Origin of the sequence: Streptomyces sp. NPDC001634 (genome assembly GCF_040298185.1) — a bacterium.
Taxonomy (GTDB): Bacteria; Actinomycetota; Actinomycetes; order Streptomycetales; family Streptomycetaceae; genus Streptomyces.
In genome coordinates this window covers 1-15,373 of record NZ_JBEOZU010000146.1, presented here as the reverse complement: position 1 = coordinate 15,373, position 15,373 = coordinate 1, and the positions used below count along the sequence as shown (strand labels likewise).

The 15,373-nt window shown below is 71.0% G+C and carries 14 protein-coding genes; 3 read left to right on the top strand and 11 right to left on the bottom strand.

From position 1 onward, the window contains the following. The first annotated feature begins 520 nt into the window (after window positions 1–520). The gene (gene trpS / locus ABT186_RS45250; RefSeq protein ID WP_351231341.1) at window positions 521–1,519 is read left to right on the top strand and encodes a tryptophan--tRNA ligase; all 999 of its coding nucleotides are present in this window, start codon (window positions 521–523) and stop codon (window positions 1,517–1,519) included. Window positions 1,520–1,561: 42 nt separating this feature from the next. On the opposite strand, the gene proC is transcribed toward trpS, so the two are convergent. The 6 genes from proC to ABT186_RS45220 form a co-directional block, all read right to left on the bottom strand. Further along, a complete protein-coding gene (proC, locus tag ABT186_RS45245; protein ID WP_351231339.1) occupies window positions 1,562–2,374 on the bottom strand; it encodes a pyrroline-5-carboxylate reductase in 813 nt (270 codons plus the stop codon). Between the two features lie 227 nt (window positions 2,375–2,601). Next, window positions 2,602–3,375: an ABC transporter permease gene (locus ABT186_RS45240; protein ID WP_351231337.1), complete on the bottom strand. Its 774-nt coding sequence runs from the start codon at window positions 3,373–3,375 to the stop codon at window positions 2,602–2,604. Beyond that, window positions 3,372–4,193 (bottom strand): ABC transporter ATP-binding protein, encoded by an 822-nt coding sequence (locus ABT186_RS45235; protein ID WP_351231335.1) that lies wholly within the window; start codon window positions 4,191–4,193, stop codon window positions 3,372–3,374. The genes ABT186_RS45240 and ABT186_RS45235 overlap by 4 nt, the downstream gene beginning before the upstream one ends. Window positions 4,194–4,296: 103 nt before the next feature. Further along, window positions 4,297–5,073, bottom strand: a complete 777-nt coding sequence (locus tag ABT186_RS45230; RefSeq protein ID WP_351231334.1) for a class I SAM-dependent methyltransferase — start codon at window positions 5,071–5,073, stop codon at window positions 4,297–4,299. Window positions 5,074–5,178: 105 nt separating this feature from the next. Next, complete coding sequence (locus ABT186_RS45225) at window positions 5,179–5,673, bottom strand: EamA/RhaT family transporter (RefSeq protein WP_351930237.1); 495 nt, start codon at window positions 5,671–5,673, stop codon at window positions 5,179–5,181. A 49-nt stretch (window positions 5,674–5,722) separates the two neighbouring features. Then, window positions 5,723–6,040, bottom strand: a complete 318-nt coding sequence (locus ABT186_RS45220) for an SH3 domain-containing protein (protein WP_351930235.1) — start codon at window positions 6,038–6,040, stop codon at window positions 5,723–5,725. 182 nt (window positions 6,041–6,222) lie between these two features. Here ABT186_RS45220 and ABT186_RS45215 point away from each other — a divergent pair, with 182 nt between their 5' ends. Further along, on the top strand, window positions 6,223–8,337 hold the full coding sequence (locus ABT186_RS45215) for a serine/threonine-protein kinase (protein ID WP_351930233.1): 2,115 nt from the start codon (window positions 6,223–6,225) through the stop codon (window positions 8,335–8,337). A 48-nt stretch (window positions 8,338–8,385) separates the two neighbouring features. On the opposite strand, the gene ilvD is transcribed toward ABT186_RS45215, so the two are convergent. The 4 genes from ilvD to ABT186_RS45195 form a co-directional block, all read right to left on the bottom strand. Beyond that, window positions 8,386–10,239: a dihydroxy-acid dehydratase gene (gene ilvD / locus ABT186_RS45210; RefSeq protein WP_351930231.1), complete on the bottom strand. Its 1,854-nt coding sequence runs from the start codon at window positions 10,237–10,239 to the stop codon at window positions 8,386–8,388. 105 nt (window positions 10,240–10,344) lie between these two features. Further along, on the bottom strand, window positions 10,345–10,974 hold the full coding sequence (locus ABT186_RS45205; RefSeq protein ID WP_351231324.1) for a TetR/AcrR family transcriptional regulator: 630 nt from the start codon (window positions 10,972–10,974) through the stop codon (window positions 10,345–10,347). A gap of 16 nt (window positions 10,975–10,990) precedes the next feature. Continuing rightward, window positions 10,991–11,815 (bottom strand): sugar phosphate isomerase/epimerase family protein, encoded by an 825-nt coding sequence (locus ABT186_RS45200; protein WP_351231322.1) that lies wholly within the window; start codon window positions 11,813–11,815, stop codon window positions 10,991–10,993. A 310-nt stretch (window positions 11,816–12,125) separates the two neighbouring features. Beyond that, entirely contained in the window at window positions 12,126–13,058 is a 933-nt protein-coding gene (locus tag ABT186_RS45195; RefSeq protein WP_351231320.1) for a Ppx/GppA family phosphatase, read from the bottom strand. A 71-nt stretch (window positions 13,059–13,129) separates the two neighbouring features. Here ABT186_RS45195 and ABT186_RS45190 point away from each other — a divergent pair, with 71 nt between their 5' ends. Further along, window positions 13,130–13,978 carry a DUF3109 family protein gene (locus ABT186_RS45190; protein WP_351231318.1) on the top strand — a complete coding sequence of 283 codons (849 nt, stop codon included), beginning with the start codon at window positions 13,130–13,132 and terminating at the stop codon, window positions 13,976–13,978. A 63-nt stretch (window positions 13,979–14,041) separates the two neighbouring features. On the opposite strand, the gene ABT186_RS45185 is transcribed toward ABT186_RS45190, so the two are convergent. Next, a partial coding sequence (locus ABT186_RS45185; protein ID WP_351930229.1) for a BACON domain-containing protein occupies window positions 14,042–15,373 on the bottom strand: 1,332 nt, incomplete at its 5' end.

The following is a 15,373-nucleotide window of genomic DNA, read 5'->3' as shown; positions in this document are numbered from 1 at the left end:
CGGCGGTGTTGACTCTATCAGATCCCTCAGTTCCCTTCGGGCTCCGACTCCCCGTCAACCGGGTTTGTCATCGCGGCCGTTGGGCCGTTCCGACGAGTGAGACTTTAGCGGATTCCCGGCTCCCGAGCTAATCGGGGGCTGCGTCCTCACGAAGGTTCGAACGCGGATTCCGCATTCCGAAAATACGCATGCCGAATAAGCACGACGACGTATCGCCGATTATCGGTAGGTACCTGCGGAATGGCTGTCCGGGGACCGACCGGAGTCGGCGCTCACGTCGGACAACCCGGAGAACACTACGGATCGGTGCGGGACGTGTCAACTTGGCTCCGTACGGTCCCCGGTGGGCGTACCCTCGGGGTCATGACTTCGCGTACGTGCACCCAACTGTGGTGGGCCGCCTGACGGCGGCCGGACTCACGTATGCGCTCAACGGCCGCCGCTCCGGCGGCCGTTCTCGTATCTCCCTCCAGGAGGGTCGGCCGACCGGTCGCGGCGGTCCCGACCAGGAGGTGGAGAGATGACACGGGTCTTCAGCGGGATCCAGCCGACCGGGCATCTGACGCTGGGCAACTATCTGGGGGCCATGCGGCGGTGGGTCTCCGTGGACCAGCACCAGGCCGACGCCCTTTTCTGCGTCGTCGATCTGCATGCGCTGACCGTCGACCACGATCCGGCGCGGGTGCGCAGGCTCAGCCGGCAGGCAGCGACGCTGATGCTGGCGGCGGGGCTCGATCCGCAGTTGTGCACCGTGTTCTTGCAGAGCCATGTGGATGAGCACACGCGGCTGTCGTACGTGTTGGAGTGCGTGGCCACCGACGGCGAGATGCGGCGGATGATCCAGTACAAGGAGAAGGCCGCGCGCGAGCACGAGCGGGGCAGGAGTGTGCGGCTGTCGTTGCTGACGTATCCCGTCCTGATGGCGGCGGACATCCTGGCGTACGGGACGGACGAGGTGCCCGTGGGGGACGACCAGACGCAGCATGTGGAGCTGTCCCGGGATCTGGCGGTGCGGTTCAACCAGCGGTACGGGCATACCTTCACGGTGCCTCGGGCGACCCCTCCGAAGGTCGCGGCCCGGGTCATGAATCTGCAGGACCCCACGTCGAAGATGGGGAAGTCGGACGACTCCGGGCTGGGGGTCGTCTATCTGCTCGACGAGCCGGACGTGGTGCGCAAGAAAGTCATGCGGGCGGTGACCGACAGCGGGTCGGATGTCGTGTACGACCCGGAGTCGCAGCCGGGGGTGGCGAATCTGCTCGAAATCCTGTCCGCGTGCGAGGGGCGGAGTCCCGACGAGCTGAGCGGTGCGTACGACTCCTACGGCGCTTTGAAGAAGGACACCGCGGAGGCCGTGGTCGAGCTGCTGCGGCCCGTGCAGGAACGGCACCGGGAGTTGTGCGCGGATCCCGGTTATGTGGACGGGGTGCTGCGGGCCGGTGCCGAGCGGGCGAGGGAGATGGCGAGGCCACGGGTGGATGCGGCGTATCGGGCCATCGGGCTTCTGCCTGCTGTGTGAGTCCTGGTGCCCACCGCCGGGTTTCCGGCGGTGGGCGTGGGGTCAGCTGTTGTTGCCGGACGCCAGTTGCCGGCTGCGGTCGCGGGCGGCCTCCAGCGCGGCGATGAGCGCGGCACGTACCCCGTGGTTCTCCAGTTCGCGGATCGCGTTGATCGTCGTACCCGCCGGTGACGTGACGTTCTCGCGGAGCTTGACCGGGTGCTCGCCGCTGTCGCGGAGCATGACCGCGGCGCCGATCGCGGACTGGACGATCAGGTCGTGGGCCTTGTCGCGGGGCAGGCCGAGCAGGATGCCGGCGTCGGTCATGGCCTCGACCAGGTAGAAGAAGTACGCCGGTCCCGAGCCGGAGAGCGCGGTGCAGGCGTCCTGCTGGGACTCGGGTACGCGCAGGGTCTTGCCGACGGCGCCGAAGATCTCCTCGGTGTGGGCGAGATGGGCCTCGGTGGCGTGGCTCCCGGCGGAGATGACGGACATCGCCTCGTCGACGAGGGCGGGGGTGTTCGTCATGACGCGGACGACCGGGGTGCCGGTGGCCAGGCGTGCCTCGAAGAAGGAGGTGGGGATGCCGGCGGCGCCGCTGATGACGAGGCGGTCGGCGGGAACATGGGGGGCGAGCTCGTCGAGAAGCGTGCCCATGTCCTGCGGCTTGACCGTGAGGATGAGCGTGTCGGCGGTCTTCGCGGCTTCCGGGTTGCTGACCGGGGTGACTCCGTAGCGGGTGCGGAGCTCTTCGGCTCGTTCCGGGCGGCGGGCGGTGACCAGGAGGTCGGCGGGGGCCCAGCCGGCTCGGATCATTCCGCTGAGCAGGGCTTCGCCGATCTTGCCGGTGCCGAGGACTGCGACTTTCTGGGTCATGGTGCGGGTGCCCTCCGGGGGTTGCGTCGTCCGGGTTCATCCTTGCACCGGGTTCCTCGGCCTGGCTTGTGTGTCCGGTGGGCGGGACGTGGCTTTGCCGACTGCCCGGTGGTGGAGCCGGGCGGGGGTAGGTCTCGCTTGCCCGCGCGTGGACGGTGCCGCGTGCGCCCATTCGTGCCGCCCCAGCGGCACGAATGCCCGCAGGCTGCGCAGGTACAACTGCTCGTCTACGCCGTCCGGCGTCGCAGGGTCGCCGCTCCGAGGCCCAGCACCAGCAACGCGCAGCCCGCCACCACCAAGGCGTCGCGTACGAACGTCGCCGTCATGTCCGTGTGCCTGAGGACCTCGTTCATGCCGTCCACCGCGTACGACATGGGGAGGGCGTCGGAGATCGTCTCCAGGACCGGGTGCATGTTGGAGCGGGGGGTGAACAGACCGCAGAGGAGGAGCTGGGGGAAGATCACCGCCGGCATGAACTGCACCGCCTGGAATTCCGAGGCCGCGAAGGCCGAGACGAAAAGGCCCAGGGCCGTGCCGAGCAGGGCGTCCAGGAGTGCCACCAGGAGCAGGAGCCAGGCGGAGCCCGTGACGTCCAGTCCCAGGAACCAGAGCGCCAGGCCTGTCGCCAGGGCCGACTGGATGATCGCCAGGGCGCCGAAGGCGAGGGCGTAGCCCGCGATCAGGTCGGCCTTGCCGAGGGGCATCGCCAGGAGGCGTTCCAGGGTGCCGGAGGTGCGTTCACGCAGGGTGGCGATCGAGGTCACCAGGAACATCGTGATCAGCGGGAAGATCCCGAGGAGCGAGGCTCCGATCGAGTCGAACGTGCGCGGGCTGCCGTCGAAGACGTAGCGGAGCAGGAACAGCATCAGGCACGGAACGACCAGCATCAGCGCGATGGTGCGCGGGTCGTGACGGAGCTGGCGCAGGACTCGGACGGCCGTTGCCGTCGTACGGGAGAAGGTGAGCGCGCTCCCGGTCGGGTACGGGGTCGTCGCGGTCATCGGACCGTCTCCTTTCCGGGCGTGTGGTTCGCCGTCGCCTCGTCGACCAGGTGCAGGAAGGCCTCCTCGACCGTTTCCGCGCCGGTGCGGGTGCGCAGTGCGTCGGGGGTGCCGTCGGCGAGGATCTCGCCCTCGCGCATCAGCAGGAGGCGGTGGCAGCGCTCGGCTTCGTCCATGACGTGGGACGAGACGAGGAGCGTGGCGCCGCGGTCGGCCGTGATGGTGTGGAAGAGGTCCCAGAGGTCGCGGCGCAGGACGGGGTCCAGGCCCACCGTCGGTTCGTCCAGGACGAGGAGTTCCGGGGTGCCCAGGAGTGCGACCGCGAGGGAGACACGGCTGCGCTGGCCGCCGGAGAGGTTGCCGGCGAGGGCGTCGGCGTGCGAGGTGAGGGCGACGTCGGCGATGGCCCGGGTGACGTGGTCGTCGCGGCGGTCGGCCGCGGCGCGCCCGGGGTCGAGGATCGCGGCGAAGTAGTCGAGGTTCTGGCGGACGGTCAGGTCGTCGTAGACGGAGGGTGCCTGGGTGACGTAGCCGATGCGGGACCGCAGGACGACGTCGCCGGCGGGACGGCCGAGGACGTCGAGGGTGCCGGTGACCCTGGCCTGGGTGCCGACGATCGCGCGCATGAGTGTCGTCTTGCCGCAGCCGGAGGGGCCGAGCAGTCCGGTGATCTGGCCACGGGGAACGGTGAATTCGAGGCCGCGGAGGACGGTGCGGGAGCCGCGTAGGACGGTGAGGTGCTCGGCGCGGACGGCCGGAGTGGTGGTTGGCTCCGGCGTCGGGGAGTCGGGCGGGTGCGGGCGACGGATATTCATCATGCGATGAATATTGCGCGCGACGGGACCTGGACGTCAAGCGTGGACAGGGGTGGCCGCCCGGCCCGCCGGGCGAGGGGACGTCGTGCGGAGGGCGGCCGTGCTCCTATCGGTGCGTCGCCACGATCAGTACGACGTCGTAGACCTCTTCGACAAGGCCGCTCGGGAAGGCGTTGAGGAGGTGTTCCCGCTCTTCCGCGAGGAAGGCTTTCGCGCCTTCCTCGCCCAGGACGAGGAAGTACGAGTGGCTGCCGATGTTGGCGAGGTGCGTGTCGACGGGGACCGTCCGGCTCCAGCGGACGACGCGATGGGTGTGGGCCGGGAGCTCGGGGGCGCCTTCGAAGGCGAGTTCGGTACGGGTTCCGCCGGCGCCGCTCTTGGAGGCGTGTTCGGCGCCGAAGTACCGCTTGATGCGGTCCGCCTGCTCGGCGATCCACGGGACGTCCTGCGCGTCCATGTTCCACCACAGCGCGAGCGCGCCGCCCGGACTCAGGACGCGCAGGGCCTCCGGGACCGAGCGGGCGGGGTCGGTCCAGTGCCAGGCCTGGGCGTAGGTGAGGAAGTCGACGGAAGCGGTCGCCAGGGGGAGGGCGTTGCCGTCGCCGCGGAGGAGGGGGACGTCGGGGAGGGCGCGGCGGAACTGGGCCGCCATGCCGTCGCCGGGCTCCACGGCGAGGACGTGTGCGCCGCGGTCCTTGAGGAGGGCTGTGGCGATGCCGGTGCCGGCGCCGATGTCCGCGACCCGGGCGCCGGTGAGGGGACGGGCGGCGAGGTCCTCCAGGGCGTCGAAGAGGGCCGGCGGGTAGGAGGGGCGGTTCGCGGCGTACTGCGCCGCGGCGGCGTTGAAGGAGCGGGCGCGGTCGGAGCGGGAAGGGGCGGTCATACGTCCATGCTGGCGGGCCGCGGGAGCCGGGGGACAGCGGATTTCGGGCGCAGGGCGGTTCCCGGCACCACGTACAGGTGTCGTGCGGGAGGGGTGGCCGCCGGATCAGGACCGGCGTTTGCGGGACGGGTCGCCCGTACGGCGCGTTGTGCGCTTTTCATGGGCGGCGCGGGCCGTCTCGTACTCCTGGCGGTGGAGTTTCTCGCCGGGGGCCTCGGACAGCGAGCGGGCGAAGTACGCGAGCAGCGAGCCGATGAAGCCGATCGCCAGGAGGCCTCGGAGGGTGGCCTGGCGTTCCGGGTCGGGGCGCTTGGTGAAGGCTCCCCAGGTGTGGCCGAAGGCCAGCACGCTGCACACCGCGAACATCACCACGACCAGCAGGGTCACCGGTTCGCCGACGTTCGCGATCTGCAGGCCCTGGTAGGCGAAGCCCAGGACGAGGCAGGAGACGGCTGCGGTCGCCAGGGAACCGGCCGCCACGGCCGCGCGGCGGGCTGCGTAGCCGCCGTCGTGGTCCACCCAGGTCGTGCCGAAGAAGCGGATCGGTTCGGGGCGGGGGCCGCCCTTGGAGGTGTCCGGAGTGCCGTTCTCGTCGCTCACGCGTCGATTATCACTCCGGCCGCCGAGGGGCGGCCTGCCGCCGTCCGGGTCAGCCGCAGTGCGGGGCGACGTAACCGTCGCTGCCCGTGTTCACATAGGCGTCCGAGACGTACTCGCCGTCTTCGATGTTGTCCCAGATGTTGCTCGTGCCGTACGGACCGGTGATCGTCGTGCCCGGCGTCTGGCAGAAGATCGGAACCTTGGACCCCTCGGGCAGGACCCTGACGATGCTGTAGCCGGTACCGGGACCACTGCGGACATTGAGCCGGACGCCCGGTGCGATCGAGTAGTACCGCACAGCCGCGGCGGTCGCGACGGCCTCCGCGGCGTCGCCGCCCTCGACTTCTTCGACACGGTCAACAGACATGAAAAACCTCCCCCGCTGACCCCATGACTGCCATGGGGTCCCGTTGATTCCCTTGAATCACGCCATGAAACAAAGATGCGCGACTCGCACGGGAGGCTAGCAAGCCGCCTCGGTCTCGTACGAGTCATCGACTAGGCTCCGTGCGTCGCGCGCGCGGACGAAAACAGCACGGGGGTGGTCCCATGGCGCCGCAGCGGAACACCGGAGCGGGCGCGGAAGCGGAACTTCCCGACTACGCCGGTCACTACCGTCTGGAGTCCTGTCTGGGCTCCGGCGGAATGGGCGTGGTGCATCTGGCCCGGAGCACCTCGGGGCTGAAGCTCGCGGTGAAGGTCGTACATGCCGAGTTCGCCAGGGATCCCGAGTTCAGGGGCCGTTTCCGGCAGGAGGTGGCCGCCGCCCGGAGGGTGAGCGGCGCCTTCACCGCGCCCGTCGTCGACGCCGACCCGGAGGCCGAACGGCCCTGGATGGCCACGCTGTTCATTCCGGGGCCCACCCTGTCCGATCAGGTGAAGCGGAACGGCCCCATGACCTCCGCACAGTTGCGGCGGCTGATGGCCGGGCTCGCGGAGGCGCTGCGCGACATCCATCGGGTCGGGGTCGTGCACCGGGATCTGAAGCCCAGCAATGTGCTGCTCGCCGAGGACGGGCCGAAGGTCATCGACTTCGGCATCTCCCGGCCCAAGGACAGCGAACTGCGCACCGAGACGGGCAAATTGATCGGCACGCCGCCCTTCATGGCGCCCGAGCAGTTCAGGCGGCCACGGGAGGTCGGGCCCGCCGCCGACGTGTTCGCGCTCGGATCGGTGCTGGTGCACGCGGCGACGGGGCGCGGGCCGTTCGATTCCGACAGTCCGTACATCGTCGCCTACCAGGTCGTGCACGACGAGCCGGATCTGACCGGCGTACCGGAGGACCTCGCGCCGCTGGTGCAGCGGTGCCTGGCCAAGGAGCCCGAGGACCGGCCCACGCCGGACGAGCTCATGCGGGAACTGCGGTCGGTGGCGGCCTCCTACGACACACAGGCGTTCATACCGTCGCAGCGGACGGATGACGCCCATAAGCCCGAGCCTCGAGTCGAGGAGGAAGAGAAGAAAGAGGAGGAGCCGGAGCGGCGTCCCGGGCCCCGCCTGCTCAAGCGGGCGGCTCTGACGGCCGGGACGCTCGGTCTGCTGGTGGGCTGTGCGTTCGCAGCGTTTCAGTTGTTCGACGGCAGCAGTCCCGTGCCGGCCCCGACGAGTGCCCGGACCTCGTCGGCAGGGTTCAGCCCGTGGGAGGCGAAGCCGGTCTCCGGAGAATCGGTGATGCCTCAATGTTCGTACGGGAACAAGGAGTTGCTCTGCGCGCAGTCCGGCGCGGTCTTCGCTCTTTCCCCGTCCGACGGCACCCTGCTGTGGCGGCATGCCGTCGCCAAGGCGCAGCGGAACGGACCGCCGGTCCTGTCGGGTGGACTCGTGCACCTGACGACGGAGGACGGCCGACGTGTGAAGGCGCTCGATCCCTCGTCGGGCCGAACGCGTTGGCAGCGGGAACTGCCCGCGCAGAGCGCCATGCAGTACGCCGGCAGCATGCTCCTGCTCGCCGGCCCCGACGGGACGGTCACCGGCGTGGACAGCGCGACGGGCCACGCGAAGTGGACCCGGCGGATCCCGAGCCACGGCACGCCCTCCCTTGCCTCGTTCACCGGGGACCGGCTGGCGTACGCCACGAGTACGTCCGACGACGGGTCGAGGACGCAGATCACCGCCGTGGACCCGGACACGGGTGCCGTGCGCTGGGAGGCGCAGCTGAAGGGACAACTGGAGGCCGTCGGCAGCGGAGGCGGATCGGTTCTCTTCCTCTCCCTCGACAGGGTCTACGGGGGGACCGAGGCCGTCGTCCGCTACACCCCGGAGTCCAAGGTGTCGCGACGGGTCGCCCTGTCCGTCCGCCAGGAGGGCGTACAGGCCGGAGTGCACGGGAACGTCGTCTATCTCATGGCTTCCGGCGGGTCGCTGGATGCCGTCGACATGGACGCCCGGAAGCAGTTGTGGCATCTGGAGACGTCCGTGTCCCGCGGATCGGCGCCGGTCGCCGACGGGAGCCATGTGTACCTCACCGCGCCCGACGGCAGGCTGCTTGCCGTTGACGCCCGCAACGGAAGGCTCATCGGGCAGACCCGGCCGCGGCTCGGCGCACATGCGGACCGGGTCGTCGCCGCCCTGGCCCGACCGATGATCGTCGACGGCCACGTCTACGCCGCCGCCCCCGACGGCACCGTCTTCTCCGTGGACGGGCGCAACCCGTCGGACTGGTGATACGCGGAAGGGGCCGCCCCCTCGGGAGCGGCCCCTCGTCGACCGGGCTCAGCCCAGCTTGGTCACATCCCGCACCGCGCCCTTGTCCGCGCTCGTCGCCATCGCGGCGTACGCGCGCAGGGCGGCCGAGACCTTGCGGTCACGGTCGGCGGGGGCGTACACGCCGTTCAGGGCCTCGCGGCGGGTGGCCAGCACCTCGTCGGACACCAGGAGCTCGATCGTGCGGTTCGGGATGTCGATGCGGATGCGGTCGCCGTCCTGGACCAGGGCGATCGTGCCGCCCGAGGCCGCCTCGGGGGACGCGTGCCCGATCGACAGGCCCGACGTGCCGCCGGAGAAGCGGCCGTCGGTGATCAGCGCGCAGGTCTTCCCCAGGCCACGGCCCTTGAGGTACGAGGTCGGGTACAGCATCTCCTGCATGCCCGGGCCGCCCTTGGGGCCCTCGTACCGGATGACGACGACGTCACCGTCCTTGACCTGTTGGGTCAGGATCTTCTGGACGGCCTCCTCCTGCGACTCGCAGACGACCGCCGGGCCCTCGAACGTCCAGATCGACTCGTCGACGCCCGCCGTCTTCACCACGCAGCCGTCGACCGCGAGGTTGCCCCTGAGGACCGCCAGGCCGCCGTCCTTGGAGTAAGCGTGCTCGACGGAGCGGATGCAGCCGCTCTCGGCGTCCTCGTCCAGGGAGTCCCAGCGCTCCGACTGGGAGAAGGCTTCGGCCGAGCGCACGCAGCCCGGGGCCGCGTGCCACAGCTCCACCGCCTCCTGCGAGGGCGAGCCGCCGCGGACGTCCCACGTCTTCAGCCAGTCCGCCAGGGACGGGCTGTGGACCGCGTGCACGTCCTCGTTCAGCAGGCCCGCGCGGTGCAGTTCGCCGAGGAGGGCCGGGATGCCGCCGGCGCGGTGCACGTCCTCCATGTAGTACGTGCGGTTCTTGGCGACGTTCGGAGCCACCTTCGCCAGGCAGGGGACCCGGCGCGAGACCTCGTTGATCTCCTCCAGGCCGAAGGGCACACCCGCCTCCTGCGCCGCCGCCAGCAGGTGCAGGATCGTGTTGGTCGAGCCGCCCATCGCGATGTCGAGGGCCATCGCGTTCTCGAAGGCGGAGAAGGTGGCGATGTTGAGGGGCAGGACCGTCTCGTCGTCCTGCTCGTAGTAGCGGCGGGTGAGGTCCATGACCGTGCGGGCCGCGTCCTCGTACAGCGCGCGGCGGGCCGTGTGCGTGGCCAGGACCGAGCCGTTGCCTGGGAGGGAGAGGCCGATCGCCTCGGTCAGGCAGTTCATCGAGTTGGCCGTGAACATGCCGGAACAGGAGCCGCAGGTCGGGCAGGCGCTCTCCTCGATACGGAGGATGTCCTCGTCGGAGACCTTGTCGTTCACGGCGTCGGAGATCGCGTCGACCAGGTCGAGCGTGCGGACCGTGCCGTCGACCAGGGTGGCGCGGCCGGACTCCATGGGGCCGCCGGAGACGAAGACCGTGGGGATGTTCAGGCGCAGGGCCGCCATCAGCATGCCCGGGGTGATCTTGTCGCAGTTGGAGATGCAGACCAGGGCGTCGGCGCAGTGCGCCTCCACCATGTACTCCACGCTGTCCGCGATCAGGTCGCGGGAGGGGAGCGAGTACAGCATGCCGCCGTGACCCATCGCGATGCCGTCATCGACGGCGATCGTGTTGAACTCGCGCGGGATGCCTCCGGCCTCCCTGATCGCCTCGCTGACGATCCGGCCGACCGGCTGGAGGTGGGTGTGGCCCGGCACGAACTCCGTGAAGGAGTTGGCGACCGCGATGATCGGCTTCCGTCCGATGTCCGCACCGGGTACACCGGAGGCGCGCATAAGGGCGCGGGCGCCCGCCATGTTGCGGCCGTGGGTGACTGTGCGGGACCTCAGCTCGGGCATCGTCGCTCGCTCCTTCGGAGAGTTCTGACTCAGGTCGAGCGTACGCCGGTGCTCCAAGGACCGGACGGCGGTGTCCGCAATACGGGATGTGTTTCCCGGTGGACGTCAGGGGTTCGTCAGATGCCCCTGCACTACCGGCGCAAGCCGCGCCACGAGCTGTTCCAGGTCGGCCGACGCCAGCGGCTCCACTTTGATCACGTACCGCAGCATCGCCACCCCGACCAGCTGTGCGGCGGCCAGCTCGGCGCGCAGCTCCGGGTCCGGGACGTCGAGCTGCCCGGCGACGCGGCGCAGCAGCTGAGCCGCGACCAGGCGGCGGAAGACGGCGGCCGCGGTCTCGTTGTTCACCGCGGAGCGGAGGATCGCCAGGAGCGGCGTACGGGTCCTGGGGTTCTCCCAGATGCCGAGGACGAAGCGGGTCAGGCGTTCGCCGACGGCGTCGCGGGGGCCCTCGGCGATCGCGTCGGGCGCGCTCAGGGCGGGCGCGAAGGCGACCTCGATGGCGGCCTCGAAGACCTGCTCCTTGGTGCCGAAGTAGTGGTGCACAAGCGCGGAGTCCACCCCCGCGGCTTTGGCGATGCCACGCACGGACGCCTTCTCGTAGCCGCGCTCGGAGAACTCCTCGCGGGCCGCCTCCAGAATGCGGTCGCGAGTGGCGGGGGCCGCCGCCGTCTCCGTACGACTGGGCCGTCCCCTGCCGCGGCGGACGGGACCCGCTCCGGTCGCCCTGGTCACAGCCGGACCACCTCGCTCACCCGCGGGGCACCTTCACGGCCGACGCGAGGTGAAGGCGCGTGAAGGCGAGGGCCTCCGAGAGATCGGCCTCGCGCTCGGCGCTCGACATGGCGCGCCGGGTGTTGACCTCGATGACCACATACCCGTCGAAGCCGCTGAGCGCCAGCCGTTCGAGGACCTCGGCGCAGGGCTGGATGCCACGGCCGGGGACGAGGTGCTCGTCCTTGTTGGACCCGCTGCCGTCGGCGAGGTGGACGTGACCGAGACGGTCGCCCATGCGGTCGAGCATCTGCAGGGCGTCGGCGCGGGCCGTCGCGGCGTGGCTGAGGTCGATCGTGAAATGGCGGTAGTCGTCGTTGGTGACGTCCCAGTCGGGGGCGTACGCGAGCATCTCGCGGTCCCGGTAGCGCCACGGGTACATGTTCTCGACGGCGAACCGCACATCCGTCTCGTCGGCCATGCGCCAGATGCCGTCGACGAAATCGCGGGCGTACTGGCGCTGCCACCGGAAGGGCGGGTGGACGACGACGGTGCCGGCGTCGAGCTTCTCGGCGGCCGCGCGGGCGCGCTGGAGCTTGACCCATGGGTCGGTGGACCAGACGCGTTGGGTGATCAGCAGACAGGGGGCGTGGACGGCCAGGATGGGGATCTGGTGGTAGTCGCTCAGGCGGCGCAGCGCCTCGATGTCCTGGCTCACCGGGTCGGTCCACACCATGACCTCGACCCCGTCGTACCCGAGGCGCGCGGCGATCTCGAAGGCCGTTGCCGTCGACTCCGGATAGACGGAGGCCGTCGACAGGGCGACCTTCGCATCCGGGATGCGCACCACTGGTTCTGCCACGAGGGACAGCGTACGGGGTGCCTCCGGCGGCTGGGCGGGGGGTGGTGATATGGGGGGCTTGCTCTTGATCGCGCAGGGTGCCTGTTGTGTACCTATTCGCCGTTTTTAATACGTCGTGGGCGGGTGCGGCTATGTGGGGGCCGGTCGCGCCCACGCGGCGGAGCCGCATATGTCACCGCCCCGCGCCCCTTCAGGGCCCGGTTCGCCGTGGGCGGGCGCTGCGCGTCGAGGTGGTCGCGCCCACGCGGCGGAGCCGCATATGTCACAGCCCCGCGCCCCTGCGGAGCGCGGTGCGCCGCCCGCCCCCTGCTTACGCCGAACCCATGTGGTCCAGTCTCCGCAGGATCACGCCCTCTCGCAGTGCCCAGGGGCAGACCTCCAGCGTTTCCACGCCGAACAGGTCCATCGCGCCCTCCGCCACCAGAGCCCCGGCAAGGAGCTGGCCCGAGCGGCCCTCCGAGACGCCCGGGAGCTCGGAGCGCTGTGCGGCCGTCATCCCGGCGAGCTGCGGCACCCAGGCCTCCAGGGACTCCCGCTTCAGGTCGCGCTGCACGTACAGGCCGTCGGCCGAGCGCGCCGCCCCGGCGAGACGGGCGAGCTGCTTGAACGTCTTGGACGTGGCGACGACGTGGTCGGGCGCCCCGAAACGGCTGAACTCGCCGACCGTGCGGGCGATCTGCGCCCGGACGTGGCGGCGCAGCGCCCTCACGTCGTCCGGGGACGGCGGGTCCCCGGGCAGCCAGCCCGAGGTGAGCCGCCCGGCGCCCAGGGGCAGCGACACCGCCGCGTCGGGGTCCTCGTCGATGCCGTACGCGATCTCCAGCGAGCCGCCGCCGATGTCGATGACGAGCAGCTTCCCCGCCGACCAGCCGAACCAGCGGCGGGCCGCGAGGAAGGTCAGCCGGGCCTCCTCCGGACCGGTCAGCACCTTGAGCTCGACGCCGGTGGCCTCCTTGACCCTAGCCAGAACGTCGTCCGCGTTGCTTGCCTCGCGCACGGCGGAGGTGGCGAACGGCAGCAGGTCCTCGACGCCCTTGTCCTCGGCCGCCTGGAGGGCGTCCAGGACGACGGCGATCAGCTTGTCGACCCCGTCGTCGCCGATGGCTCCGCCGTCGTCGAGGAGTTGCGCGAGCCGCAGCTCCGCCTTGTGCGAGTGCGCGGGCAGGGGGCGCGCGCCGGGGTGTGCATCCACCACCAGCAGATGCACCGTGTTCGAACCCACGTCGAGGACACCGAGTCTCATATACGGAACGCTACTGCCAGTACGACGATCCTCAGTCCCCGAAGCGGTTCCGGGCCACTTACCCTGGTTGCGTGCCAAAGACGAAAAAGGCGAAGCCCGACAAATCTGCCAGGGGATCGAAGGATTCTTCGCAGGCGAAGGCGTCCCGGTCCAAGAAGGCCCCGACGATGAGCGACGAGAAGGGGCTCGACTTCGCGCGAGCGTGGGTGGAGTTTCCGGATCCGGGCGACGACGAGCAGGTCTTCCGGTGCGATCTGACATGGCTCACCTCGCGCTGGAACTGCATCTTCGGGAGCGGCTGCCAGGGCATCCAGGCGGGCCGCGCTGACGACGGGTGCTGCACGCTGGGCGCGCACTTCTCGGAGGAGGACGACGAGAAGCGGGTGGCCGCGCACGTGGCACGGCTGACGCCGGAGATCTGGCAGAACCATGACGTGGGCATGGAGACCGGCTGGGTCGTGGAGGACGACGAGGGCTCCCGGCAGACCCGCCCCTACCAGGGCTCGTGCATCTTCCAGAACCGGCCCGGGTTCCCGGGCGGGGCCGGCTGCTCGCTGCACATCCTCGCGCTGCGGGAGGGCCGCGAACCGCTGGAGACCAAGCCGGACGTCTGCTGGCAGCTGCCGATCCGGCGGACCTACGAGTGGATCGACCGGCCCGACGACACCCGTGTCCTTCAGGTGTCGATCGGCGAGTACGACCGCCGGGGCTGGGGCCCGGGCGGCCACGACCTGCACTGGTGGTGCACGTCGGCGACGTCGGCGCATGGCGCGGGCGAACCGGTGTACGTCTCGTACCGGGCCGAGCTGACCGAGCTGATGGGCAAGGCGGGGTACGACCGCCTGGTCGAGCTGTGCGAGCAGCGTCTGGCCTCGCAGCTGCCGCTGGTGGCACCGCATCCCGCGGATCCGGTGGACTGAGCAAGCGCCCGACCGCAGGCAAGCGTGGGGCCGTATCCCGTGCATCCCGGTGACCCTGAGCGCCTACGAGGAAGGGCTCGGGGCTCCGCTGCCGGGGTCGGTGGGCGGCGGTGTCGAGGCCGGCGGGTCGGACGGGGGCGGGGTCGTGGCGGGCGGGCTTGTCGGGGTGGGATTGCCGGGGGTGGGGCCCGCGTCGGTCGGGGGCGGACCGCTCGGCACGGGACCGGGCGGGACGGTGTGCGTGGGAGTGGGGCGCGGGTCGGAGGGGCCGGCCGTCCCGTACCCGTCGATCGAGACCACGGCGCCCGCGGGTGCCACCGTCACGCGCGCGTGCCAGGGGCCGGAGGGCTCATGGAGGTGGTCGACGTACACCCGGACCGTGAACGATTCGCCCGGTGCGAGCGTGCCCGAGGACTGGTCCGTGTAGAGCCAGGAGACACCCGTGGACGCGGACCAGTGGACGGGTGAACCTCCGGCCGCGGTCAGCGTGATGAGGGTCGTGGTGCCGTCGTTGTCGGCCGTCACGGTCAGGTGCCCCGCCCCCGGGGCGCCCTTCTTCACACCGATGACCTCGACGGAGACATCGGGCGAGCGGCCGTCCTTGCCGAAGCGGACGTCGGGTTTCGCGCTGGCGTTGCCCGCGTTCTCGTAGCCGGCCACGCCCTCGCCGCCGAGGGCGTCGGGGCCGTGCACCTGGCGTGCGGTGGCGGTGCGAGCGTCGGTGCCCTCACCGGTGACGGGGCCTCGGTAGGCGGCCCACAGGGCGAGGACGGGGGCCGCGACCACGGCGGCCACGACCGTCGTCGTGACGGCACGCGCGCGCAGGCGGTCACGCCGGGCCGCGTGGTCCTTCGGGTCCATGGGGAAGCCGCGCCGGTCGAAGCGAGGGGCCGTGCCACGCGCGCGTGGGGCATGCGTCATCTCGACGTTCAGGGCCGCGCGGGGAGCCTGCAGGACGGGGAGCGCGGCGGGCGTGACGCTGGTGCCGGGCCAGGTGCCGGGCACCGCGCGCTCGGCGGTACGGCGGCAGCGCGGGCAGTCGTCGACGTGCCGGACGAGCTCGCGGCGCAGCGTGGCGCTGAGGACGAGCCGGTGATCGCCGGTGAGGCGGGCGACGCTCGGACAGCTGCCGGTCTCCACGACGGCGAGGGCGGCGCGGGTGCGCTCGACCTCGCAGGCGGCGGAGGCGAGGAGCTCGCGCGCGGAGGCGAGGCTCATACCGAGCACGGCGGCGACCTCGTGGGCGGCGAGCTGGTGGCGTACGGCGAGTTCGAGCGCCTCGCGCTGCTCGGGGGTGGTGCCGGCGGCCTCCGGCCAGGCGAGCTGGGCGAGCTCCCGCCGACGCAGCTCCTCGACCTCCTCGGAGACGGGGACGGCGCCGACCGCCTCGGCGGC